This is a genomic window from Nocardioides islandensis (assembly GCF_015352455.1).
In the GTDB taxonomy this organism is placed as follows: domain Bacteria; phylum Actinomycetota; class Actinomycetes; order Propionibacteriales; family Nocardioidaceae; genus Nocardioides; species Nocardioides islandensis.
This window is the reverse complement of the sequence record NZ_JADKPN010000004.1, coordinates 22,616-44,704: the sequence shown is the minus strand read 5'-3', so window position 1 is coordinate 44,704 and position 22,089 is coordinate 22,616. Positions and strand designations below refer to the sequence as shown.

The window sequence follows — 22,089 nt, the reverse complement described above, 5'->3', positions numbered from 1 at the left end:
CGGTCGCATGACCACCGACCTGACGGCCGGGACCCCGACTCCGGGGTCCCGGCCGCACGTCATCCTGGGGGTGTCGGGGGGCATCGCGGCCTACAAGGCCTGCGAGCTGCTGCGCCGGTTCACCGAGTCCGGTCACGATGTGACGGTGGTCCCGACCGCCGCCGCCCTGCGGTTCGTGGGCGCCGACACCTTCGCGGCCCTGTCCGGCAGGCCGGTCTCCGCGGAGGTCTGGCACGACGTCCACCAGGTGCCGCACGTGCGCATCGGCCAGAGCGCGGACCTGGTCGTGGTCGCGCCGGCCACCGCCGACCTGCTCGCCAAGGCCGCCCACGGGCTGGCCGACGACCTGCTCACCACCACCCTGCTGACCGCTCGCTGCCCGGTCGTCTTCGCCCCCGCGATGCACACCGAGATGTGGGAGCACGCCGCGACCGCCGCCAACGTGGCCACGCTCCGCGAGCGCGGCGCCCTGGTCATCGAGCCCGCCGAGGGGCGGCTGACCGGGGCCGACTCCGGCAAGGGCCGGCTGCCCGACCCGGAGGAGATCTTCGAGATCTGCCGCGAGGTCCTCTCGCGCGGGGTCGCCACGCCCGACCTGTCCGGGAAGTCGGTGGTCGTCAGCGCGGGCGGCACCCGCGAGTACCTCGACCCGGTCCGCTTCCTCGGCAACCGCTCCTCGGGCCTCCAGGGCTACGCGCTGGCGCGGGCCGCCGCAGCGCGGGGCGCCGAGGTGACGCTCGTGGCCGCCAACGTGACGCTGCCCGACCCCGCGGGCGTCAAGGTGCTGCGCGTCGAGACGACGGCCCAGCTGCGCGACGCGGTCGTGTCGGCCGCCGCCGGCGCCGATGCGGTCGTGATGGCCGCGGCGCCCGCCGACTTCCGGCCCGTCTCGCACAGCGACACCAAGATCAAGAAGGCCGACGACGGCAGCGCGCCGGCCATCGAGCTGGCCCAGAACCCCGACATCCTCGCCGAGATCTCCCACGACCGGGCCCGCGGCGGGCAGGTGATCGTCGGTTTCGCCGCCGAGACGGGGGACGCCACCGGCACCGTGCTGGAGCTCGGCCGCGCCAAGCTGGCCCGCAAGGGCTGCGACCTGATCGTCGTCAACGACGTGAGCGGGGGAGCGGTCTTCGGCGCTGCGGACAACCAGGCCGTGATCCTGGGCGCCGACGGCGCCGTCACCGACGTACCCCTCGGCTCCAAGGGAGCCCTGGCCCATGCCATCTGGGACCAGGTGCTGGCCCGGATGCCGTGACCCGCCCCGACCACGGCTAGGGTCCTGACCGACCAACCGCAGCACCACAGGAGTGAGCACACCGTGCCCGGACGTCTTTTCACCTCGGAGTCGGTGACCGAGGGTCACCCCGACAAGATCGCGGACCAGATCAGCGACTCGGTCCTCGACGCCATGCTCGAGCAGGACCCGCACAGCCGTGTCGCCGTCGAGACCCTCCTGACCACGGGCCTGGTGGTCGTGGCCGGCGAGGTCACCACGACGGGCTACGTCGACGTCAAGAACGTCGTGCGCAAGCGAATCATCGAGATCGGCTACGACTCCTCGCTCAAGGGCTTCGACGGCCACTCCTGCGGCGTGATGGTCGCCATCGGCGGTCAGTCGGGCGACATCGCCCAGGGCGTCGACAGTGGCCACGAGTCGCGCACCGGCTCGGTGGACGCCATGGACAAGCAGGGTGCCGGCGACCAGGGCCTGATGTTCGGCTACGCCTGCGACGACACCGACGTGCTGATGCCGCTGCCGATCGTGATCGCCCAGCGGCTGGCCGAGCGGCTGACCGAGGTCCGCAAGGACGGCACCCTGGACTACCTCCGGCCCGACGGCAAGACCCAGGTCACGATCGAGTACGACGCCGACAACCGGCCCGTGCGCGTCGACACGGTGGTGCTGTCCTCGCAGCACTCCGACGAGGTCGAGCTCGACACCCTCGAGAGCGACGTGAAGAAGCACGTCATCGACCACGTGCTGGCGGACTTCGACATCCCCTCCGAGGGGTACCGGCTGCTCGTCAACCCGACCGGGCGCTTCGTGGTCGGCGGCCCGATGGGCGACGCCGGCCTGACCGGCCGCAAGATCATCGTCGACACCTACGGCGGCATGGCCCGCCACGGCGGCGGCGCGTTCTCGGGCAAGGACCCGTCCAAGGTGGACCGCTCCGCGGCGTACGCCATGCGCTGGGTCGCCAAGAACGTCGTGGCCGCCGGCCTGGCCCGCCGCTGCGAGGCGCAGGTCGCCTACGCCATCGGCAAGGCCCAGCCCGTCGGCGTCTTCATCGAGACCTACGGCACCGGCGTGATCCCGGACGAGAAGATCCAGGAGGCCGTCCTCCAGGTCTTCGACCTCCGCCCGGCCGCGATCATCCAGGACCTCGACCTGCTGCGCCCGATCTACGCCAAGACCGCGGCGTACGGCCACTTCGGCCGCGAGCTGCCCGAGTTCACCTGGGAGCGCACCGACCGTGCCGACGCGCTGAAGGCCGCCGCCGGCGTCTGACGCCCACCACGGAGCCTGGCCCAAAGCCGGGACGCCGTCCCGGCGGCCCGCCTAGCCTTCCGACAGGAACGCCTGTCGGAACGGGGAACAGCAGCATGGGTCACAGAACGTCCGGCGTCGCGCTCGTCGCGGTCGCCACGCTCGCGCTCGGGCACGCGGCGGTGCAGACGAACGCCGCCGCGGCGACCCCCACCGCGGCCGAGGCGGCCGCCAGCCGGCTGGTTGACGACGCGTCCGCACCATTGACGCTGCGACCCGACGGCGCAGGTGGCTTCAGCTTCCTGGGCGTGCCCGCGGGCGAGTCGCTGGACGATCCGGACGTCTCGGCTGGCACGAGCGTCCGCGCCGCGGCGGCGGCGCACCTGGCCAGGTACGGCGCAGCGTTCGGGACCGAACGGTCCGGCACGACCATCACCGACCTGGGCGCGAGCCGCACGGTGACGGGCAACGTCGTCCGCTACCAGCAGCGCGTCGGTGGCCTGCCCGTCCTGGGCGGAGAGCTGGTGGTCAGCCTGCGGCCCGATCGCGAGCTCGACTCCATCCTGGCGGAAACCACCGGCCTCACGAAGGTCCCCACCGCCCTGGTGTCCGAGGCGACCGCCGCCGGATCGGCCCAGGGGTACTTCCAGCGAGCCGCCGGCCACGGTGACGACGCCACGGTCACCAGCCTCGGCCGATGGGTCGTCGACCCGTTGCTGATCGGCGCGTCGTCGGACCTGCCGATCCGGACTGCCTGGCGCTTCGAAGTGACGCGGTCGGCGGACGAGCGCCGCCTGCTGCTCATCGACGACCAGACCGGCCTCGTGCTGATGAACAACGACCTCATCGGCGAAGCCAAGAACAGGGTCGTCTGCGACAACAACAGTGCGCTCCAGAACCCCAACGTCGCGAATGCGCCGTGCGTCAACGCATCGGGGAACCTGGTCCGGACAGAGGCCGGCCCCGACGCCGCCCTGGCCGAGGCCAACACCGCCTTCGACCTGGCCGGCGTGGTATGGGACAACTACCAGGCCTTCGGCAACATCGACCTCACCAACCTCATCGGCCGCGTGGTCGACGGCGGCACCACCAAGGCCCTCTCGCAGACGGTCCGCTGGTGCTACAGCGGGTCCACGTGCCCGTACGCCAACGCCTTCTGGAACGGCAGCCAGATGTACTACGGCCAGGGCTACGCCGTGGCCGACGACGTGGTGGGCCACGAGATGACCCACGGCGTCACCGAGCGCAGCTCCAACCTCGTCTACTGGGGCCAGTCAGGGGCGATGAACGAGTCGCTGTCGGACATCATGGGCGAGATCATCGACCACCGGAACGTCACCGGCTCAGACGTGCCGGCTACCGCCTGGGCCCTCGGCGAGGACCTCCCTGGCTTCCCCACCGGTCTGCGCAACGTGCAGGATCCGACGCTCAAGAACGATCCCGACAAGATGTCCAGCCCGCTGTACGTCAAGGAGGTCTGCAACGCCTGCTACCCCGACAACGACGGCGTGCACACCAACTCGGGCGTGGGCAACCACACGTTCTACCTGGCCTCCCAGGGCGGCACGTTCAACGGCCAGACGATCACCGGGATCGACACGGGGGAGCCGACCCTGACGCGGTCGGCGAAGCTGTGGCTCCTCGTCGACCAGTCCCTCACGTCGGGCAGCGACTACGCCGACGAGGCCGCTGTCCTGGACCAGTCCTGTGCCGCGCTCCAGGGCACCGGCGTGATGACGCCCGACAACTGCGCCGCGGTGCACCAGGCGACCCTCGCCACCGAGCTCCGCAACACCCCCACCAACAACCCGCAGCCCGCCGACGCCACCCTGAGCTGTGCCGCCGGGTCATTGCGGGTCCTGCTGGACGGCGAGAGCGGCACGCCGACAACGAAGTTCACCGCCGGGTCCCTGTGGGGGCGCGACGGCACCCCGGGCGTCGGGCAGGTCGCTCACTCCGGTCCGGACGCGTGGTCCAACGACGAGTCGGCGTCGGCAGGGAGCACGTCGTTGGTGGCCAGCGCCGCCATCGCGCTGCCTGCCGGCCAGCCGTCGTACCTGTACTTCCAGCAGTGGCGCGTCCTCGACTACGACGCCGCCGGCTTCTACGACGCCGGGACCGTGGAGGTCAACGGCGCGGACACCTCGGGGATGTCGTGGGTGAACGGCCCGACGAACCTGATCGCCGGCGGCTTCGGGAACCCCAAGGCAGGCAAGCTCGGCTTCGGGGGCGACAGCCGCGGGTACCTCGCCAGCCGTCTCGACCTGAGTGCGTTCGCAGGGCAGTCGGTCACCCCCCGGTTCACGATGAGCACCGACAGCAGCTTCAGCGGTCTGGGATGGTTCGTCGACGACGTCGTCGTGTACACCTGCGACGGCGCGGTCATCACACCGACTCCGACCCCCACCCCGACCCCGACTCCGACCCCCACCCCCACCCCGACGCCGGGGCAGGGCACGCCCGCGCCGGCGAACGTCGCCGTCAGGGGCGGGCTGGGCAAGGCGGTCGTCAGCTGGGGGACCCCGACGACGGGCGCCTCGGCGGTGACGGCGTACCGCGTCTTCACCACCGGCATCACCACCAACGTGGCCGCATCCGTGCGCAGTGTGAGCCTGACGGGACTGAAGCAGGGCACGACGTACCCGATCACGGTCGTGCCCATCGTGGCCGCCGGTCAGCCGGGAACGCCGGTGACGGTGCAGCTCGTCGGGACGTCGACACGGCTGGTCGTGCGCCAGGCGAGCTCGAAGACCAAGCTCAACGGCAAGCTCCTCGCGGGCGCGACGGGCGTGGTCGGCGCGACGCTGAAGCTATACGTGCAGCAGGGCAAGAAGTGGGTCAAGGTGGCCACCGTCAAGACCGGGAAGGGCGGCAAGTACCTCGCGAAGGTGCCGGGGACGAAGATCCGCAAGTTCCGGGCGGTGTACGCCGGCGGGCCGGGCCTCCTGGGCAACCGGTCGCCGGTGCGCCACCGCTAGCCACGCTGATCGCCGGGGGCGGCGGCTGGTAGAACAGCGGCCGTGACCGAGCAGCCCGAGGCCCTCCCCGGCCTGCGGGAGGCCGTGGAGACGTCGCGGTCCAAGGCTGCGCGCACCCGGGCGGCCACGGTGGCGGCGGCCGAGCCCGCGGCCGTGGACCCGGTCGCGCGGGTGCTGGTCGACCTGCCGCTGGCCCACCTGGACCGCACGTTCGACTACCTCGTGCCGGCCGCGATGGCCGCCGACGCGGTGCCCGGGTGCCGCGTGAAGGTGCGGTTCGCGGGGCAGGACGTGGGCGGGTACGTCCTGGAGCGCTCCGCCACCACCGACCACGTCGGACGGCTCGCGGCGCTGCGCCGGGTCGTCAGCCCCGAGCCCGTCCTCAGCCCGGCCGTCACCGCCCTGGTGGGCGAGGTCGCCGAGCGGTACGCCGGCACGCGCAGCGACGTGCTGCGGCTGGCCGTCCCGCCGCGGCACGCCGCCACGGAGAAGGCCTCGCCACCGGCGCCTGCGGTGCCGCCGGCGTACGACACCCCGGCCGCCGCTGCCGCGTGGGCCGAGCACCCCCAGGGTGAGGCCTTCCTGCGCCGGCTGGCCCTCGGGGACGCACCCCGTGCCGTCTGGGGGACGCCGCCCGGCGAGGACTGGCCGCGGCTGCTCGCCCACGCCGCCGCGGCGACGTACGCCGGCTCGGGTCGCGGCGTGCTCATCTGCGTGCCCGACGCCAAGGACGTCGCCCGGGTCGACGACGCGCTCACCGACGTCCTCGGGACCGGACAGCACGTCGCGTTGACCGCTGGCGCCGGGCCGGCACGCCGATACCGAGAGTTCCTGGCCGTCTCGCGCGGCTCCCGCCGGGTCGTGGTGGGCACCCGGGCGGCGTCGTTCGCGCCGGTGCACGACCTGGGCCTGGTCGTGGTCTGGGACGACGGGGACGACCTGCACGCCGAGCTGCGGGCGCCGTACCCGCACACGCGCGAGACGCTGCTCCTGCGCGCCGAGCACGAGGGCGCGGCGGCCCTTGTCGGCGGGTTCGCGAGGTCCGTGGAGGCCGACCACCTGCTGCGTACCGGCTGGGCGCACGAGCTGTCGGTCCCGCGCGAGCGGCTGCGGGACCGGGTCACCGTCCAGGTGGCCGGGGCCAGCGACGCCGAGCTCGCTCGCGACCCGTTCGCGCGCGGTGTCCGGTTCCCGAAGGCCGCGCACGACGCCGTCGAGGAGGGCCTGCGGTCCGGGCCGGTGCTGGTGCAGACGCCGCGTCTCGGGTACGCCGCCGCGCTGGCCTGCGAGCGGTGCCGGACGGCCGCCCGGTGCGGCGTCTGCCAGGGTCCGCTGGCCATCCCCGCGGCCACCGCGCCGCCGCGGTGCACCTGGTGCGGCACCTCGCACCCGGCGTGGGCGTGTCCCGTGTGCGGCCACCGCGGGCTGCGGGCGCCGGTGATCGGCGACGCCCGGACGTCGGAGGAGCTGGGCCGCACGTTCCCCGCGACGACGGTGCGGACCTCCTCGTCAGGCCAGACCGTGCTGGCGCGCGTGGGGCCGAAGCCGGCCATCGTGGTGGCCACGCCGGGCGCGGAGCCGGTGGCCGAGGGCGGGTACGCCGCGGTCGTGCTGCTCGACGCCTGGCTGATGCTCGCCCGTCCGGACCTGCGCACCGAGGAGGAGGCGGTCCGCCGCTGGGCCAACGCGATCGGCCTGGTCCGCCCCGGCGGCCGGGCGGTGCTCGTCGGCGACCCCGCCCTGGCCGGGCTCCAGGCGCTGGTGCGCTGGGACCCGGGCGGCTTCGCCGCGCGAGAGGCGGACGAGCGTGCCGCCGCCCACCTCCCGCCCGCGTCACGACTGGCCACGATCACCGGCGAGCCGGGAGCGCTGGACGACGCCCTGACCCTCCTCGACGCGCCCGCGTCGGCGGAGCGGCTGGGCCCGGTCCCGGTCGGCGACGGGGAGCAGCGGGTCGTGGTCCGCGTCCCTCGCGCCCACGGGCTGGCGCTGTCCCGGGCCCTGGGCCAGCTCCAGCGGGTCCGCTCGGCCCGCAAGCTGGACGCCGTACGAGTCCAGGTCGATCCCGTGTCGCTGTAGGTCAGCGCCGGCTGGTCGGGCGCGGGGTGCCGGAAATCGCGCGATCGCAGCCGTATGGCAGATCCGCGCGGCCAGAAGCTGCAGTTCCGGCGCGATCGCGCGATTCCTGGCACCACGAGCCCTCGGCCAGCCGGGTGGTGCCGCCTCCCTAGACTCGCCGCGTGGCGATCCAACCCATCCGGCTGTTCGGCGACCCGGTCCTGCGGCAGCGGGCCGACGAGGTCGTGGACTTCGACAAGGAGCTGCGCCGGCTGGTCGAGGACCTCACCGACACCATGCTCGGCGCGCCCGGGGCCGGGCTCGCCGCGCCGCAGATCGGGGTCGGGTTGCGGGTGTTCACGTGGAACATCGAGGGCGAGGTCGGCCACCTGGTGAACCCCGTCCTCGAGCTGTCGGAGGACATCCAGGACGGCACAGAGGGCTGTCTCTCGATCCCCGGGCTGTCGATCGACTGCCGCCGTGCGTTGAGCGTCGTGGCGAAGGGGTTCGACCAGCACGGCGAGCCGGTGACCATCGAGGGCTCCGAGCTGCTGGCCCGGGCGATCCAGCACGAGACCGACCACCTCGACGGGGTGCTGTTCGTGGACCGGCTCGACACCGAGCGCCGCAAGGAGGCGATGCGGTACATCCGCGAGGCCGAGTGGTTCGGGCTGGAGAAGCCGGCCGTGAAGGTCTCGCCGCACGACACGTTCGGGCTGGGGTTCTGACCGTGCGCGTGGTGTTCGCCGGTACCCCGGAACCGGCGCTGCCCGCACTCGAGGCGGTCGCCGACTCGGCGCACGAGCTGGTCGGCGTCGTGACCCGCCCGGACGCACCGGCCGGGCGCGGCAGGAAGCTGACGGCGTCGCCCGTGGGGGCACGCGCCGAGGCGCTCGGCGTACCGGTCCTCAAGCCCGAGCACCCGCGCGACCCGGAGTTCCATGCGGCGCTGCGGGCGCTCGAGCCGGACTGCTGCGCCGTCGTGGCGTACGGCGCGCTGCTGCCGCAGTCTGCCCTCGACATCCCGCCGCACGGCTGGGTGAACCTCCACTTCTCGGTCCTCCCCGCCTGGCGCGGTGCGGCGCCCGTGCAGCACGCGATCTGGGCCGGCGACGAGGTGACGGGCGCGACGACGTTCCGGCTCGTGAAGGAGCTCGACGCCGGGCCGACGTACGGCCTGATGACCGAGCGGATCCGCCCCGGCGACACGGCGGGCGACCTGCTCGCCCGGCTCGCCGAGGGCGGCGCGGGCCTGCTCGTCGCCACGCTGGACGGCATCGCCGACGGGTCCCTGGAGGAGCGTGAGCAGGGCACCGACGGTGTGACGTTCGCCCCCAAGATCACGGTCGAGGATGCGCGGGTCGACTGGTCCGAGCCGGCGATGGGCGTGGACCGGCGGGTCCGCGCCTGCACCCCCGCGCCCGGCGCGTGGACGACGTACGACGGCGAGCGGGTCAAGCTGGGCCCGCTCAGTCCCGCGGACGGAGCGCTGCCGCCGGGGGAGCTGCTCGTCGGCAAGAACGCCGTGGCGGTCGGCACCGGCAGCGCCGCCATGAGGCTCGGGCTGGTCAAGGCGTTCGGCAAGAAGGAGATGCCGGCCGCCGACTGGGCGCGCGGGTTGCGCATCGAGCCCGGCGCGCGGTTCGTCTAGGTTGCTGGACATGCCCCGCTCCCGGAAGGCGCGCCCGGAGGACGTCGACGAGATCTGTGCCGCGCTCCCCGACACCGAGCTCGGGATCTCGTGGGGCGACCGGCCGACGTGGAAGGTGCCGCGGGGGCCGAAGGGCAAGGGCTTCCTGCTGTACCGCGCGCCCGGCCCGACCGCCGTCGACCCGGCGACGGGGGAGCGGTACGACGACCTGATCGTGATCACCACACCCACCGAGGTCGAGAAGAACGCCCTCGTCGAGGACGAGTCCACGCCGTTCTTCACGATCCCGCACTTCAACGGCTACAGCGCGGTGCTCGTCCAGCAGTCGCGGCTCGGCGAGATCACGCGACAGGAGCTCGAGGAGGTCATCACCGACGCGTGGGCCGCCAAGGCGCCGGCGCGGCTGGTGAAGGAGCACCTTGGCTGACGCGGCCCGTACCGCGGCGCTGGAGGTGCTGCGCGCCGTCCGCTCCGCGGATGCCTACACGAACCTCGCCCTGCCGGCCGCCCTCAAGCGGCACGGCCTGTCCGGCCGGGACGCGGCGTTCGCGACCGAGCTGGCCTCCGGCACGGTACGTCGCCAGGGCCTGTACGACGCGGTGCTGGCCGACTGCGTCGACCGCCCGCTCGCCAAGGTCCAGGCCCGGGTGCTGGACGCGCTGCGGCTGGGGACGCACCAGCTGCTGGCCATGCGGGTGCCGTCCCACGCGGCGATCTCCACCACGGTCTCGCTGGTCCGCTCCGACGTCGGGCCGGGAGCGGCGGGGTTCGCGAACGCCGTGCTCCGACGCGTCTGCGAGCACGACCTCGACGGGTGGGTCGACCGGGTGGCGCCCGACGCGGGCGACGACCTGGTCGGCCACCTGTCCGTCGCCCATGCGCACCCGCGCTGGGTGGTCGAGGAGCTGTCGCGCGCACTGGGCTCGCGGCAGGACGAGATCGGGGCATTGCTCGTTGCCGACAACGAGGCGCCGGGCGTCACGCTGGTCGCGCGCCCCGGCCGGTCCACCCGTGACGAGCTGCCTGGGGAGCCGACCGCGTGGTCGCCGTACGGCGTGCACCTCGAGTCCGGCGACCCGGGCGCCGTGCCCGCGGTGCGGGACGGACGGGCCGGCGTGCAGGACGAGGGGTCGCAGCTCGTGGCTCTCGTGCTCGCCGCGGCACCGCTCGACGGGCCGGACGCCCGGTGGCTCGACCTCTGCGCCGGCCCGGGCGGCAAGGCAGCCCTGCTCGCCGCCCTGGCGGGCTCCCGCGGTGCGGGCCTGGTCGCGAACGAGCGCCAGCCCCACCGCGCCGAGCTCGTGCGCCGCGCCCTCGCGGGGTCTCCGGGCGTGCTCGGCATCGTCACCTCCGACGGCACCGCGCCGCCCTGGGAGCCCTCCTCGTTCGACCGGGTGCTCGTCGACGCGCCGTGCACGGGCCTCGGCGCGCTGCGGCGCCGCCCGGAGGCGCGGTGGCGCCGTCAGCGTGCCGACCTGCACGACCTGGTGCCGCTCCAACGGGCGCTGCTGTCGTCGGCGCTCGACTCGGTGAGGCCCGGGGGAGTGGTCGTGTACGCGACCTGCTCACCCGTGCTGGCCGAGACGTCCGAGGTCGTCACCTCCGTGCTCGCGTCCCGGACCGACGCCGAGCTCGGCGACGCCGCGGCCCTGCTGCCCGGCGTACCGGACTGCGCCGGACCGTTGCCGGGCACGTTCCAGCTGTGGCCGCACCGGCACCAGACCGATGCGATGTTCGGCGCGCTGGTTCGTCGGCTGCCGGCGTGAGGATCACCGACCTGGTCGAGGCCGATGTCGACGACCTGGCGGCACAGTTCGAAGACTGGCCCAAGGAGCGGTCGTTGTTCGCGTCACGTACCAGGGTCGAGCCCAGCGGGCGCTAGCAAGCGCGTCGAGACCCCGTGAGAGTTCCAGGGTCTCGACACGGGCTCGCCCAGGGGCTCGCCCGGCTCGACCAGCATGAGAAGCCTCAGTCACCGTCGAGGTGCCGCAGGTACGCCTGGGGCGCGTCGAGGAACCGCTTCCAGTGCCAGACCAGCTCCAGGTCCGCCCACGTGGTCTCGCGCAGTCCCCAGTCTCCGACCTCGAGGATGCGCGCGCCGGGCAGCGCGGCCAGGACGGGGGAGTGGGTCGCGCACAGCACCTGACCGCCGGCACCGACGACCCGTTGCAGCACGGCGATGAGCGCGAGCGTCGAGGAGAACGACAGCGCGGCCTCGGGCTCGTCGAGGCAGTAGAGGCCGCCGCCGTCGAACCTCGTCTCCAGCACGGCCAGGAACGACTCGCCGTGGCTCAGCTCGTGGAAGCGCGGGTCCGGGTTGCGGGGGTTGGGGCGCTGCTCGATGTAGGAGTACCAGCCGTGCATCGTCTCGGCGCGGAGGAAGAAGCCCCATCGCGAGGCCCCGACGCCTCGGACCAGCCGGAGCGACCTCCCCAGCGGTGACTCGGTCGGACGGGTCGAGTGCTCGGAGTGTGTGGATCCACCTTCGGGTGACAGCCCGTACGCCGCGGCCACGCCTTCGACCAGCGTGGACTTGCCCGAGCCGTTCTCCCCGACCAGGAACGTCACGCCCTTCGCCAGGTCCAGGCCGTCCTTCGCGACCTGGGCGACGGCGGGGATGGTCAGCGGCCAAGCGCCCCCGGGCAGCTCGGCGTCCGGGGACAGCTCCACCCGCCGTACGGGCGGCTGGTCGAAGTCCACGTGCGCAGGTTAGGCGTGTCTCCCGTTACGTTGGTTCGGTGGCCAGCCCGTTCGTCGAGATCGAGGTCGACGACCGCGTCGTGAAGGTCACCAACCCCGACCGCGTGTACTTCCCCGAGAGCGGCGCCAAGAAGCTCGACCTGGTCGAGTACTACCTGGCCGTCGGGCCGGGCATCGTGAACGCCCTGTTCGAGCGGCCGTGCATGCTGCACCGCTTCCCCACGGGCCTCTCCGGCGAGAAGGTGCACCAGAAGCGGCTGCCCGCCGGCGCGCCGCCGTGGGTGGACACGGTCCGGCTGCACTTCCCGCGCTGGAACCGCACCGCCGACGAGCTCTGCGTCACCGAGCTGGCCTCGGTGATCTGGGCGGTGCAGATGTCGACGGTCGAGTTCCACCCGTGGAACAGCCGTCGCGACGACCCCGAGAAGCCCGACGAGTGGCGCATCGACCTCGACCCGGGGCCGCTGTCGGACTACGCGCAGGTACGCCGCGTGGCCCACGTCGTCCACGAGGTCCTGGACGAGCTCGGGGTGGTCGGGTTCCCCAAGACGACCGGCTCCAAGGGCATGCACGTCTACGTGCGCATCAAGCCCGACCACGGCCACAAGGTCGTCCGGCGCGCCGCCCTGGCCTTCGCGCGCGAGGTCGAGCGGCGTGCCCCCGAGGACGTCACGACCCAGTGGTGGCGCAAGGACCGCGACCCTCACCACCTCTTCGTCGACTACAACCAGAACGCCCGTGACCACACCATCGCCGCGGCGTACTCCGTCCGCGGCCTCCCCGACGCCCGCGTCTCCACCCCGATCCGGTGGGACGAGGTCGACGACGCCGACCCCCACGACTTCACGATCTTCACCGTCCCCGAGCGCTTCGCCGCGCTCGGCGACCTGCACGAGTCGATCGACGACGTCGCCTGGGACATCGCCCCGCTGCTGGAGTGGGCCGACCGCGACGAGGCGGAGGGCAAGGAGACGCCCGAGGAGCCCGATCCTGGCGAGTAGCGCACCCAGAGGCTGACTACTGACCACATGTACGGGGTCAGTAGTCGGGTTGTGGGTGCGTTACTCAGCGGTGAAGGCCCCGGCGGTGCTCACCAGAGCCGCCGCCTCCTGAGAAGATCACCGCGTGGGCATCCAGATCACGCCGAGCATCCTCAGCGCCGACTTCGCCGACCTCGGGGCGGAGATCGGCAGGATCCCCAGTGCCGACTGGGTGCACGTGGACGTGATGGACAACCACTTCGTGCCGAACCTGACCTTCGGGCCGGGGATGGTCGAGGCGCTGGCCCGGAGCACCGACCTGCCGATCGACGCGCACCTGATGATCACCGAGGCCGACCGGCACGCCGCGGCGTACGTCGAGGCCGGGGCCGGCAGCGTCACGTTCCACGTCGAGGCGGCGGCCGCACCGGTACGGCTGGCTCGGGAGATCCGGTCGCTGGGCGCGCGGGCGAGCATGGCGCTGAAGCCGGCGACGCCGATCGAGCCCTACGAGGACCTGCTCGGCGAGCTGGACATGGTGCTGATCATGACCGTCGAGCCCGGGTTCGGCGGGCAGAGCTTCCTGGACCTGTGCCTGCCCAAGATCCGCACCGCCCGCTCGCTGCTGAAGAAGCACGGCCTGGAGACCTGGCTCCAGGTCGACGGCGGGATCTCACTGGAGACCGTCGAGCGGTGCGCCGAGGCGGGTGCCGACGTGTTCGTGGCCGGCTCGGCCGTCTTCTCCGCGGACGACCCGGACGCGATGGTCGCCGCGCTGCGTGAGAAGGCTTCGGACGCGGCGGCTGAGACGGCTCAGTCGCTGTAGGACAGCGGCTTCCACGCCGCCTTGAGCACCCCGCGGCGCACAATGTCGTCCCCGAGGCCGTCGGCGGCGTCGCGGTCGGTCCACAGGACCACCTCGCCGTCGTGGTCGACGGCCACGATGCCGTCGTACGAGCGTCCCGACCTGGTGTTCAGGCACGACGCGGTGCGGCCGACCGACTGCATCCCGAGCCAGCCCTCGGCGGCGAGCTCGGTGCGCGTGTACGCCGTGGGGTCGTCGACCGGGACGGCGTACTCGAGCAGCGCCCCGCTGTCGGCGTCGGTCGCCAGGAAGACCTCGGAGCGCGTGCCGCCGGTGGTGGCGGTGCGGGCGTACTCGAACGTGCCGATCGACCCGAACCCCACGCCCACCGTGGCCGACAGCTTGACGCTGGTGTCGCCGTCCCTGCCGGAGAGCCGGTAGCGCAGCAGCTGGTCGGTGTTGGTCAGGACGTACAGGTAGGAGCGGTCCGCCCCGATCGAGATCTGCCGAGCGCCGGCCCAGTGCTGTCGCACGACCCGCGTCTCGTACCGCGCCGAGACGAGCACCCCGTGCGCGTCGCGTTCGTCCACCTCGGTGACCTCGCGCAGCTGGTCGCCGGAGAGCGTGAACCAGTGGCTGCTGGTGGGCGCCGCCCGCCCTTCGCCCACCTCGTGCGGGTAGGCGACGTCGCGTGGCTGGTACCCCAGGTCGTCGGGCCCGCGGGTCTGGGACGAGGCCCGCCCGTCGTCGTACACGAACGTCGTCGGCACGCCCCGCGCCGTCACGCCCGGCACCTCGGCGTAGCACTCCAGCGAGCCCTTCGCCTCGGCCGGACCGGGGAGACCCAGGCCGGCGACGAGACCCGTGACGAGGGCAGCGCTGACCACGGGGCTCAGGGACATGCGCGGCCCCTACCCCGAAAGTAAAGAACCGAAACCCGTGTGGCGAACGCCTCGGTGAACCACCCTCGACCGCTGTGCCACACTGGAAGGGCAAGAGCGTCCATGCTCACGTGCTCTGGGGTCGGTGAAATTCCGAGCCGGCGGTGAAAGTCCGCGACCCGGTCACAGCCAGTGACCGGTTGACCAGGTGGAACTCCTGGACCGACGGTCAAAGTCCGGATGGGAAGAAGCACGAGGGACCGGTACGCCGGAGCCGCGCCCGCGGCGACCAGCGACCGGCCCGCACGCCCCGGGGTCCGTGACGGATCCGACCGGAGGCGAGATGAACCAGGCAGCCGAGACCGCCGCCATGCGGCGCGCCCTCGCGCTCGCGGCCTCGCCCGGCGTGCCCACGGGCCCGAACCCGCGCGTCGGCTGCGTGCTCCTCGACGACAGGGGTCGCACGCTCGCCGAGGGCTGGCACCGCGGCGCCGGCTCGCCGCACGCCGAGGTCGACGCCCTGCGCCAGGCCGGAGACACCGCGCGGGGCGCCACCGCGGTCGTGACCCTCGAGCCCTGCGACCACACCGGGCGCACCGGTCCGTGCTCGCGCGCGCTGGTGGAGGCCGACGTACGCCGCGTGGTCTACGCCCAGCGCGACCCCAACCCCGTCGCGGCCGGGGGAGCGGCCACCCTGCGCGACGCCGGCGTCGAGGTCGAGGGCGGGCTGCTCGAGGACGAGGCGCGTGCGGTCAACCGCGAGTGGACCTTCGCGATGGACCACGGCCGGCCGTTCGTGACCTGGAAGTTCGCCACGACCCTCGACGGCCGCAGCGCGGCCGCCGACGGCACCAGCCGCTGGGTCTCCTCCCGGGCGGCCCGGCTCGACACGCACCGCCTGCGCGCGCTGTGCGACACGATGCTGGTCGGCACCAACACCATCGACGTCGACGACCCGCTGCTGACCGTCCGCGGTGCGGACGACCAGCCACTCATCCCGCAGCCGCTGCGTGCCGTGATGGGCCTGCGCGACCTGCCCGACGCCAAGCGCGTCTTCGACGACTCGGCCGAGACCGTCCGGCTGCGCACGCGCGACCCGCTGGTCGCCCTCAAGGAGCTCTTCGCCCTCGACCGCCAGCACGTCTTCCTCGAGGGTGGTCCGACCCTCGCGGCGGCGTTCTGGAAGGCCGGCCTGGTCGACGAGGTCGTCACGTACCTGGCCCCCATGCTGCTCGGCGCCGGCCGCAACGCCGTCGGCGACCTCGGCATCGGCACCATCGCCGGCGCCGCCCACCTGGCCGTCACCGACGTCACCGTGCTGGATCCGCACGAGCCCGGCGACGACACCAACGTGCGCATCACCCTGGAGCCGAAGGAGACCACCTGATGTTCACCGGCATCGTCGAGGAGCTCGGCACCGTCGCCGCGATCGAGGACCAGGGCGACGCCCTGCGCCTGACCGTCCGCGCGACGACCGCCCTGGACGGCACCCGCCTCGGCGACTCGATCTCCGTCAACGGCTGCTGCCTCACGGTCGCCGCGATCGAGGGCGACACCTGGACCGCAGACCTCATGCAGGAGACGCTCGACAGGACCTCGCTGAAGGGCGCGACCCCCGGCGACCGGGTCAACCTGGAGCGGGCGATGACGCCCGAGCAGCGCCTCGGCGGCCACATCGTCCAGGGCCACGTGGACGGCGTCGGGGTCGTCGTCCGCCGCGACCCCAGCGAGCACTGGGACGTCGTCGAGGTCTCCCTGCCCGCCGAGCTGGCCAGGTACGTCGTGCCGAAGGGCTCCATCACCGTCGACGGCGTCTCCCTCACCGTGGTTGGCGTCGGGCCGGACTCCTTCACCGTGAGCCTCATCCCGGAGACCCTCGCCCGCACCACGCTGGGCACCCGCGCACCGGGTGACCGGGTCAACCTCGAGACCGACGTGATCGCACGACACGTCGAGAAGCTGCTCACTCCCTACCTGCCAGGAGCACCCGCATGAGCGCGTCGTCAGTCAGGCTGGACTCCATCGAGCGTGCCCTCGCCGACATCGCCGACGGCAAGGCTGTCGTCGTGGTCGACGACGAGGACCGCGAGAACGAGGGCGACATCATCTTCGCCGCCTCGAAGGCGACGCCGGAGCTGATGGCCTTCACGATCCGGCACAGCAGCGGCGTGATCTGCGTGCCGATGCCCGGCTTCATGCTCGACCGGCTCGAGATCCCGCTGATGACGCCGCACAACCGCGACAAGATGCGGACGGCGTACACGATCTCCGTCGACGCCCGCGACGGCGTGACCACCGGCATCTCCGCCGCCGATCGCGCCCACACCGCGCGGGCCCTGGCCGACTCGGCGACCGAGCCCTGGGAGATCACCCGGCCGGGCCACGTCTTCCCGCTGCGCTACCGCGAGGGCGGTGTGCTCGTGCGCCGCGGCCACACCGAGGCGGCCGTCGACCTCGCCCGGATGGCCGGCCTGACGCCGGCCGGCGTGCTCGTCGAGGTGGTCAACGACGACGGCACCATGAAGCGCGCGCCGCAGCTGCGCGCGTTCGCCGACGAGCACGGCCTGGCGATGATCTCGATCGAGGACCTGGTCCGGTACCGCCAGCGCACCGAGGTCCTCGTCGACCGGGTGGCGGTGACGTCGCTGCCGACCGCCCACGGCGACTTCACGGCGTACGGCTATCGCATCGGGTTCGACGGCACCGAGCACATCGCCCTGGCCTACGGCGACCTGTCCGGCAGCGAGCCGGTGCTGACGCGCGTGCACTCGGAGTGCCTGACCGGCGACGTGTTCGGCAGCGCGCGCTGCGACTGCGGCCCGCAGCTCGACGAGGCGCTGGCCCGGATCGTCGAGGAGGGACGCGGCGTGGTCGTGTACCTCCGCGGTCACGAGGGTCGCGGCATCGGCCTGGTCGCCAAGCTGCAGGCGTACGCGCTGCAGGACGCCGGCCGCGACACCGTCGACGCGAACCTCGACCTCGGGCTGCCCGCCGACGCGCGGCACTACGGTGCAGCCACGCAGATCCTGCGCGACCTCGACGTCGAGAGCGTGCGGCTGCTGACCAACAACCCGGAGAAGACGAGGGCGCTGGAGGAGTACGGCGTGCCGGTCAAGGAGCAGGTGCCGCTGACCACGCGGCCCAACGACCACAACCTCGCCTACCTCCGGACCAAGCGGGACCGGATGGGGCACACGCTGCCCGACCTGGTCGTCGACCTCGAGGAGAACTGACGTGGCCGGACACGGAGCCCCGGAGCAGCGCCCGATCGACTGCCACGACCTCCGGGTCGCGGTCGTGGCCGCGAGCTGGCACGTCGAGGTCATGGACGGGCTGCTCGACGGCGCGCGTCGGGCTCTCAAGGACTACCGCGTGGAGGAGCCGCGGGTGATCCGCGTCCCCGGTACCTTCGAGCTCGCCGTGGCCGCCGACGCCCTGGCCCGCCAGGGGTACGACGCCGTGGTCGCGCTGGGCGTGGTGATCCGGGGCGGCACGCCGCACTTCGAGTACGTCTGCTCGGCCGCCACCGACGGCCTCAACCGCGTGGCCCTGGACCACCAGGTCGCGGTCGGCTTCGGCGTGCTCACCTGCGACACCGAGGAGCAGGCCCTCGACCGCGCCGGGCTCGACTCCTCCCGCGAGGACAAGGGCTACGAGGCCGCCGCCGCCGCCCTCGTCACCGCCATGGCCCTGAAGAAGATCCGCCGCGGCTACGACGACTGATGGTCGCTGGTCGAGGTGTGCGGCCGTCCACGACCGAGCCTCGAAACCACCCGCGGTGAGCGCCACGACTACCCTTGACGATCGTGAAGACGTTCGACGCGCTCTGGGACGAGCTGGCCGAGAAGGCCCGCACGCGCCCGGCGGGGTCGGGCACCGTCGACCTGCTCGACGCCGGCGTCCATGCCATCGGCAAGAAGGTGGTCGAGGAGGCCGCCGAGTCCTGGATGGCCGCCGAGCACGAGGGACCCGAGCGCACGGCTGAGGAGATCAGCCAGCTCCTGTACCACGCGCAGGTCCTGATGCTGGCCGCCGGCATCACCCCCGACGACGTCTACACACACCTCTAGGCTGTGCTCCTCAGAAGGGCTCCGATGAACCTCCGGATCGCCGTCCCCAACAAGGGATCGCTCTCCCAGGCCGCGACCGACATCCTCCGCGAGTCCGGGTACCGCCAGCGCCACGACGCCAAGGAGCTCACCCTCCTCGACGCCGAGAACGGCGTCGAGTTCTACTACCTCCGCCCCCGCGACATCGCCCTGTACGTCGGGGAGGGCACCCTCGACGTCGGCATCACCGGCCGCGACCTGCTGCTCGACTCCGGCGCCAAGGCAGAGGAGGTGCTCAGCCTCGGGTTCGGACGCAGCCGGTTCCTGTTCGCCGGACCCATCGGGCAGTTCACCGACCTCGACCAGCTCGCCGGACAGCGGATCGCCACGTCGTACGTCGGCGTGGTTCGAGCCTTCCTCGAGGAGCGCGGCATCGACGCCACCGTCGTCCGCCTCGACGGCGCCGTGGAGTCCAGCGTGCGGCTCGGTGTGGCCGATGCGATCGCGGACGTCGTCGAGACCGGATCGACGCTGCGGCAGGCCGGGCTCGAGGTCTTCGGCGAGACGATCCTGGAGTCCGAGGCCGTGCTCATCACCCGCGGCGGCGACGTACCCGGCGGGCTCGAGGTCTTCAAGCGGCGCGTCGAGGGCGTCCTGGTCGCGCGGAGCTACGTGATGATGGACTACGACATCGAGCGGGCTAACGTCGACGCGGCGGTCGCCCTGACGCCGGGCATCGAGGGCCCGACCATCTCGCCCCTGCATCGGGAGGGCTGGGTCGCCGTGCGGGCGATGGTGCCGCGTGCCGGGGCCCAGCGGCTGATGGACGAGCTGTTCGACATCGGCGCGCGCGGCATCCTGCTCACCGACATCCATGCCTGCCGGCTCTGAGGGATCGGGACCCGTGTCGCTGCCGCACACGTGGCGCCCGCTCGGCGTGCGCATCGCCGCCTCGGGCCTCGGCCTGATGCTCGCCGTCGTCATCGGGTTCGCGTGGGTGTCCTTCGACGCCGAGACCCGCGCGGCGTTCACGCCCTTCCAAGTCGTGACGCTGATGCTGCTCGGGCTGCTGGCACTGTCGCTCGGCTACGCGCTGGCGCGCTCCCGCGTGGTCGCGGAGCCCGACCGGCTGGTGGTCGTGAACGGCTACCGGCGCCGCGAGCTGGCCTACGCCCAGGTCGTCGAGGCGTACCTGCCGCCCGGCGCTCCCTGGGTCACCCTCGACCTGGACGACGGCAGCACGGTCGCCGCGATGGGCATCCAGGGCTCCGACGGCGCCCGCGCCCAGACCGCGCTGCGCGAGCTGCGGGCCGTGATCGAGTCCGCGACGTCGGCATAGTCCCTGACGTTCGGGCCCCTCCGAGGCACCACGAAGGGCCCGAACGTCAGGGACTATCGCGACGCCAGGACCTCAGAGCACCCGGATGCCCCACGAACCGGAGAACTCGTCGTCGCCCGTACCCGCCGGGGCGAGGGTGACCAGGTCCCGTCCGGAGGCGAACGCGTTGGGCGGAGCCGTCATCGGCTCGACGGCCAGCGCCTGGCGCGGCGGGGAGTCCTGCTCGGCGGTGTAGACCTGCAGCCAGGGGTGCCGGTCGTCCACCCAGAGCGCGACGGCATCGCCGGTCTCCGGCGCGCGCACCTCGACCGTGGCCACGCCGTTCTCGTCGCGGTCCAGGTCGCCGAACGCGCTGTCGATGACGGTGTCGCGCAGCGGCCGGGTGACGCGGAAGTCGTACGCCGTGCCGTCGACCCGCTCCTCGCCGACCGGGATCAGCTGCTCGTCGACGACCAGCCGCGTCGAGGCCGGCAGCGTCAGCTCCCAGCCGTCGACGGGACCGCCGCCGACGGTGAGGTACGGGTGGGCACCGCTGGCGAAGGGCGCGGGGGACGAGGACAGGTTCGTCGCCGTCTGGGTCACGGTGAGGCCGTCGGCGGACAGGTCGTAGAGGACGTGCAGGTCGACGGTCCAGGGATACCCGGACTGCGCCATCAGCCGGTAGGTCAGCGACACCGAGGCGGGGGAGTGCTCCTCGAGCGTCCAGGCCGCCCAGCGGGCCAGGCCGTGCGAGGCGTTGCCCCGTGAGGCCTCGGTGAGGCCCAGCTGCAGGGACCGGCCGTCGAAGGAGTAGCGGCCGTCGCGGATCCGGTTCGGCCAGGGCATCAGCAGCTGACCGCGCCCGCCGCGCGACATCTCGTCCTCGGCGAACCCGTCCACGACCGGCCGCCCCTCGTGCTCCAGCACGCGCAGCGCCGCACCGCTCTCGGTGACCACCGCGCGGTAGCCGCCGCCGCTGATCTCGAACTGGTCCCCGCTCGGCGCCACCACGGCCGACACCCTAGACCGAGCGTCAGGCGGCAGGTCCCTTCGCCCGTACGTCGGCGACCGACTCCATCGCCTGCCGCAGCTCGGCGAGCCAGTCGTCCTCGTGCTGGCCGACCAGCCGGACGCACCACGCGAGCGCGTCGGCGCGCGACCGCGCGACGCCGGCGTCGACGAGGGTGTCGAGCACCAGCCGCTGGGGCTGGCGCAGCCGCGTCATCACCGGCGCCGAGACGTGGGTGAACAGAGCCGTCTGGTCCTCGATGCCGGCGAGCCGGACCCCCCAGGACACCTTGCGCTCGAACCGGTGCTGCGCCTCGTCGGCGATCCCCATCCGCTGCCGGCGGGTGTCCTCGCGGAACGCGCTCACCCGGCCCACGCGGGCCTCGTCGGTCTCGGCCTCGGACGCACCGTCGGCCGCGTCCACGTCGGCGATCGTCAGGATCACCGTGATCTCCTCGCGGTCCACCGTCACGTCCGGCGCCGCGACCTTCCACTCCTCGGGCAGGCGGCCGGTGAACCAGCCGCGGACCCGCTCCAGGTCCTCGTTCGCAAGCATGATTACATGATTACACCGTTACACAAGGGTCTCAAGGCCGGGTGGTGGAGCCCTGTCGACCGTCGAGGACCAGGTCGGCCCGGCCCCGGGTGTCGTCCTCGGCGAAGTGCCGCTGCTCGTCGACGGCCCACCGCTCCCAGTACTCGTCCAGCTCGGCCCCGTCCCGCGCCAGGCCGCGCTCGAGGCGCAGGTCCTCGGGTACCTCGACCCACACGAGCGTGGTGATCAGGTCGTCGTGCGTGCGCGAACCCGCACCGACGCCCTCGAGCACCAGCAGCGGGACGGGAGGGACGACGACCAGCTCGGCCCACCTCCCCTCGTACCAGTCCCACCGGCGGTAGCTGCCCGACCGGTTGCGCGACAGCGGACGCAGCAGCCGGTCCAGCTGCCGGCCGATGGTGGGCAGCCCGTGCCAGCCCTCGTACAGGTTGTCCATGTGCACGACGGGCGCACCCGTCAGCTCGGCGACCTCGGTGGCGAGCGTGGTCTTGCCGGAGCCGGCCGGCCCGTCGATGCAGACCAGGCGGCCCCGGCCCAGGGTGGGCGGACGGTCGTCGACGAGCTCGAGGACCCGCTCGGCGTTGGTGATCATGTTCGTGGGGTCCCCGCGGCAG

At 72.9% G+C, this 22,089-nt stretch carries 22 protein-coding genes and 1 riboswitch; of the genes, 17 read left to right on the top strand and 5 right to left on the bottom strand.

All coding sequences use genetic code 11. The features are described from left to right. Nucleotides 1-7: 7 nt before the first annotated feature. The 8 genes from coaBC to ISU07_RS09055 all read left to right on the top strand — a co-directional run bounded on the left by coaBC (nt 8) and on the right by ISU07_RS09055 (nt 10,944). Entirely contained in the window at nt 8-1,258 is a 1,251-nt protein-coding gene (gene coaBC / locus ISU07_RS09090) for a bifunctional phosphopantothenoylcysteine decarboxylase/phosphopantothenate--cysteine ligase CoaBC (protein WP_194706476.1), read from the top strand. Between the two features lie 63 nt (nt 1,259-1,321). Then, the gene (metK, locus tag ISU07_RS09085) at nt 1,322-2,512 is read left to right on the top strand and encodes a methionine adenosyltransferase (RefSeq protein WP_194706475.1); all 1,191 of its coding nucleotides are present in this window, start codon (nt 1,322-1,324) and stop codon (nt 2,510-2,512) included. 95 nt (nt 2,513-2,607) lie between these two features. After that, a complete protein-coding gene (locus ISU07_RS23910) occupies nt 2,608-5,469 on the top strand; it encodes a M4 family metallopeptidase (protein WP_194706474.1) in 2,862 nt (953 codons plus the stop codon). 42 nt (nt 5,470-5,511) lie between these two features. Then, complete coding sequence (locus ISU07_RS09075; protein WP_194706473.1) at nt 5,512-7,548, top strand: primosomal protein N'; 2,037 nt, start codon at nt 5,512-5,514, stop codon at nt 7,546-7,548. Nucleotides 7,549-7,709: 161 nt separating this feature from the next. Next, complete coding sequence (gene def / locus ISU07_RS09070; protein ID WP_194706472.1) at nt 7,710-8,255, top strand: peptide deformylase; 546 nt, start codon at nt 7,710-7,712, stop codon at nt 8,253-8,255. A 2-nt stretch (nt 8,256-8,257) separates the two neighbouring features. Continuing rightward, on the top strand, nt 8,258-9,178 hold the full coding sequence (fmt, locus tag ISU07_RS09065) for a methionyl-tRNA formyltransferase (RefSeq protein WP_194706471.1): 921 nt from the start codon (nt 8,258-8,260) through the stop codon (nt 9,176-9,178). A gap of 10 nt (nt 9,179-9,188) precedes the next feature. Further along, nucleotides 9,189-9,605, top strand: coding sequence for an MmcQ/YjbR family DNA-binding protein (locus ISU07_RS09060; RefSeq protein ID WP_194706470.1), 417 nt, complete (start codon nt 9,189-9,191; stop codon nt 9,603-9,605). Next, nucleotides 9,598-10,944, top strand: coding sequence for an RsmB/NOP family class I SAM-dependent RNA methyltransferase (locus ISU07_RS09055; protein WP_194706469.1), 1,347 nt, complete (start codon nt 9,598-9,600; stop codon nt 10,942-10,944). The genes ISU07_RS09060 and ISU07_RS09055 overlap by 8 nt, the downstream gene beginning before the upstream one ends. Nucleotides 10,945-11,146: 202 nt before the next feature. On the opposite strand, the gene ISU07_RS09050 is transcribed toward ISU07_RS09055, so the two are convergent. Then, complete coding sequence (locus ISU07_RS09050; protein WP_194706468.1) at nt 11,147-11,878, bottom strand: AAA family ATPase; 732 nt, start codon at nt 11,876-11,878, stop codon at nt 11,147-11,149. Between the two features lie 38 nt (nt 11,879-11,916). Here ISU07_RS09050 and ligD point away from each other — a divergent pair, with 38 nt between their 5' ends. After that, the gene (gene ligD, locus ISU07_RS09045; RefSeq protein ID WP_194706467.1) at nt 11,917-12,879 is read left to right on the top strand and encodes a non-homologous end-joining DNA ligase; all 963 of its coding nucleotides are present in this window, start codon (nt 11,917-11,919) and stop codon (nt 12,877-12,879) included. 124 nt (nt 12,880-13,003) lie between these two features. Beyond that, complete coding sequence (rpe, locus tag ISU07_RS09040) at nt 13,004-13,684, top strand: ribulose-phosphate 3-epimerase (RefSeq protein ID WP_194706466.1); 681 nt, start codon at nt 13,004-13,006, stop codon at nt 13,682-13,684. Here rpe and ISU07_RS09035 read toward each other — a convergent pair. Further along, on the bottom strand, nt 13,672-14,565 hold the full coding sequence (locus ISU07_RS09035; RefSeq protein ID WP_194706465.1) for a hypothetical protein: 894 nt from the start codon (nt 14,563-14,565) through the stop codon (nt 13,672-13,674). The genes rpe and ISU07_RS09035 overlap by 13 nt on opposite strands. 107 nt (nt 14,566-14,672) lie before the next feature. Then, a riboswitch (FMN riboswitch) is annotated at nt 14,673-14,801 on the top strand. An 86-nt stretch (nt 14,802-14,887) separates the two neighbouring features. On the opposite strand from ISU07_RS09035, the gene ribD reads away from it, so the two are divergent. From ribD to ISU07_RS09000, 7 genes are all read left to right on the top strand, one after another. Next, nucleotides 14,888-15,931: a bifunctional diaminohydroxyphosphoribosylaminopyrimidine deaminase/5-amino-6-(5-phosphoribosylamino)uracil reductase RibD gene (ribD, locus tag ISU07_RS09030; protein WP_228521574.1), complete on the top strand. Its 1,044-nt coding sequence runs from the start codon at nt 14,888-14,890 to the stop codon at nt 15,929-15,931. Next, on the top strand, nt 15,931-16,539 hold the full coding sequence (locus ISU07_RS09025; RefSeq protein ID WP_194706464.1) for a riboflavin synthase: 609 nt from the start codon (nt 15,931-15,933) through the stop codon (nt 16,537-16,539). The genes ribD and ISU07_RS09025 overlap by 1 nt, the downstream gene beginning before the upstream one ends. After that, a complete protein-coding gene (locus ISU07_RS09020; protein WP_194706463.1) occupies nt 16,536-17,777 on the top strand; it encodes a bifunctional 3,4-dihydroxy-2-butanone-4-phosphate synthase/GTP cyclohydrolase II in 1,242 nt (413 codons plus the stop codon). The genes ISU07_RS09025 and ISU07_RS09020 overlap by 4 nt, the downstream gene beginning before the upstream one ends. A gap of 1 nt (nt 17,778) precedes the next feature. Then, the gene (gene ribH / locus ISU07_RS09015; protein WP_194706462.1) at nt 17,779-18,267 is read left to right on the top strand and encodes a 6,7-dimethyl-8-ribityllumazine synthase; all 489 of its coding nucleotides are present in this window, start codon (nt 17,779-17,781) and stop codon (nt 18,265-18,267) included. A gap of 80 nt (nt 18,268-18,347) precedes the next feature. Then, the gene (locus tag ISU07_RS09010; protein WP_323742530.1) at nt 18,348-18,614 is read left to right on the top strand and encodes a phosphoribosyl-ATP diphosphatase; all 267 of its coding nucleotides are present in this window, start codon (nt 18,348-18,350) and stop codon (nt 18,612-18,614) included. A 24-nt stretch (nt 18,615-18,638) separates the two neighbouring features. Continuing rightward, nucleotides 18,639-19,484, top strand: a complete 846-nt coding sequence (gene hisG, locus ISU07_RS09005) for an ATP phosphoribosyltransferase (protein ID WP_194706460.1) — start codon at nt 18,639-18,641, stop codon at nt 19,482-19,484. 13 nt (nt 19,485-19,497) lie between these two features. Then, a complete protein-coding gene (locus tag ISU07_RS09000; protein WP_323742513.1) occupies nt 19,498-19,932 on the top strand; it encodes a PH domain-containing protein in 435 nt (144 codons plus the stop codon). A 72-nt stretch (nt 19,933-20,004) separates the two neighbouring features. Here the strand turns inward: ISU07_RS09000 and ISU07_RS08995 are convergent, their stop codons facing one another. Genes ISU07_RS08995 through ISU07_RS08985 form a run of 3 tightly spaced genes read right to left on the bottom strand, consistent with a single transcriptional unit; the run spans nt 20,005 to nt 22,067 of the window. Continuing rightward, a complete protein-coding gene (locus ISU07_RS08995) occupies nt 20,005-20,922 on the bottom strand; it encodes an aldose 1-epimerase family protein (protein WP_194706458.1) in 918 nt (305 codons plus the stop codon). A gap of 22 nt (nt 20,923-20,944) precedes the next feature. Further along, nucleotides 20,945-21,475, bottom strand: a complete 531-nt coding sequence (locus ISU07_RS08990; RefSeq protein ID WP_194706457.1) for a hypothetical protein — start codon at nt 21,473-21,475, stop codon at nt 20,945-20,947. A 31-nt stretch (nt 21,476-21,506) separates the two neighbouring features. After that, nucleotides 21,507-22,067: a nucleoside/nucleotide kinase family protein gene (locus ISU07_RS08985; protein WP_194706456.1), complete on the bottom strand. Its 561-nt coding sequence runs from the start codon at nt 22,065-22,067 to the stop codon at nt 21,507-21,509. Nucleotides 22,068-22,089: the final 22 nt, after the last annotated feature.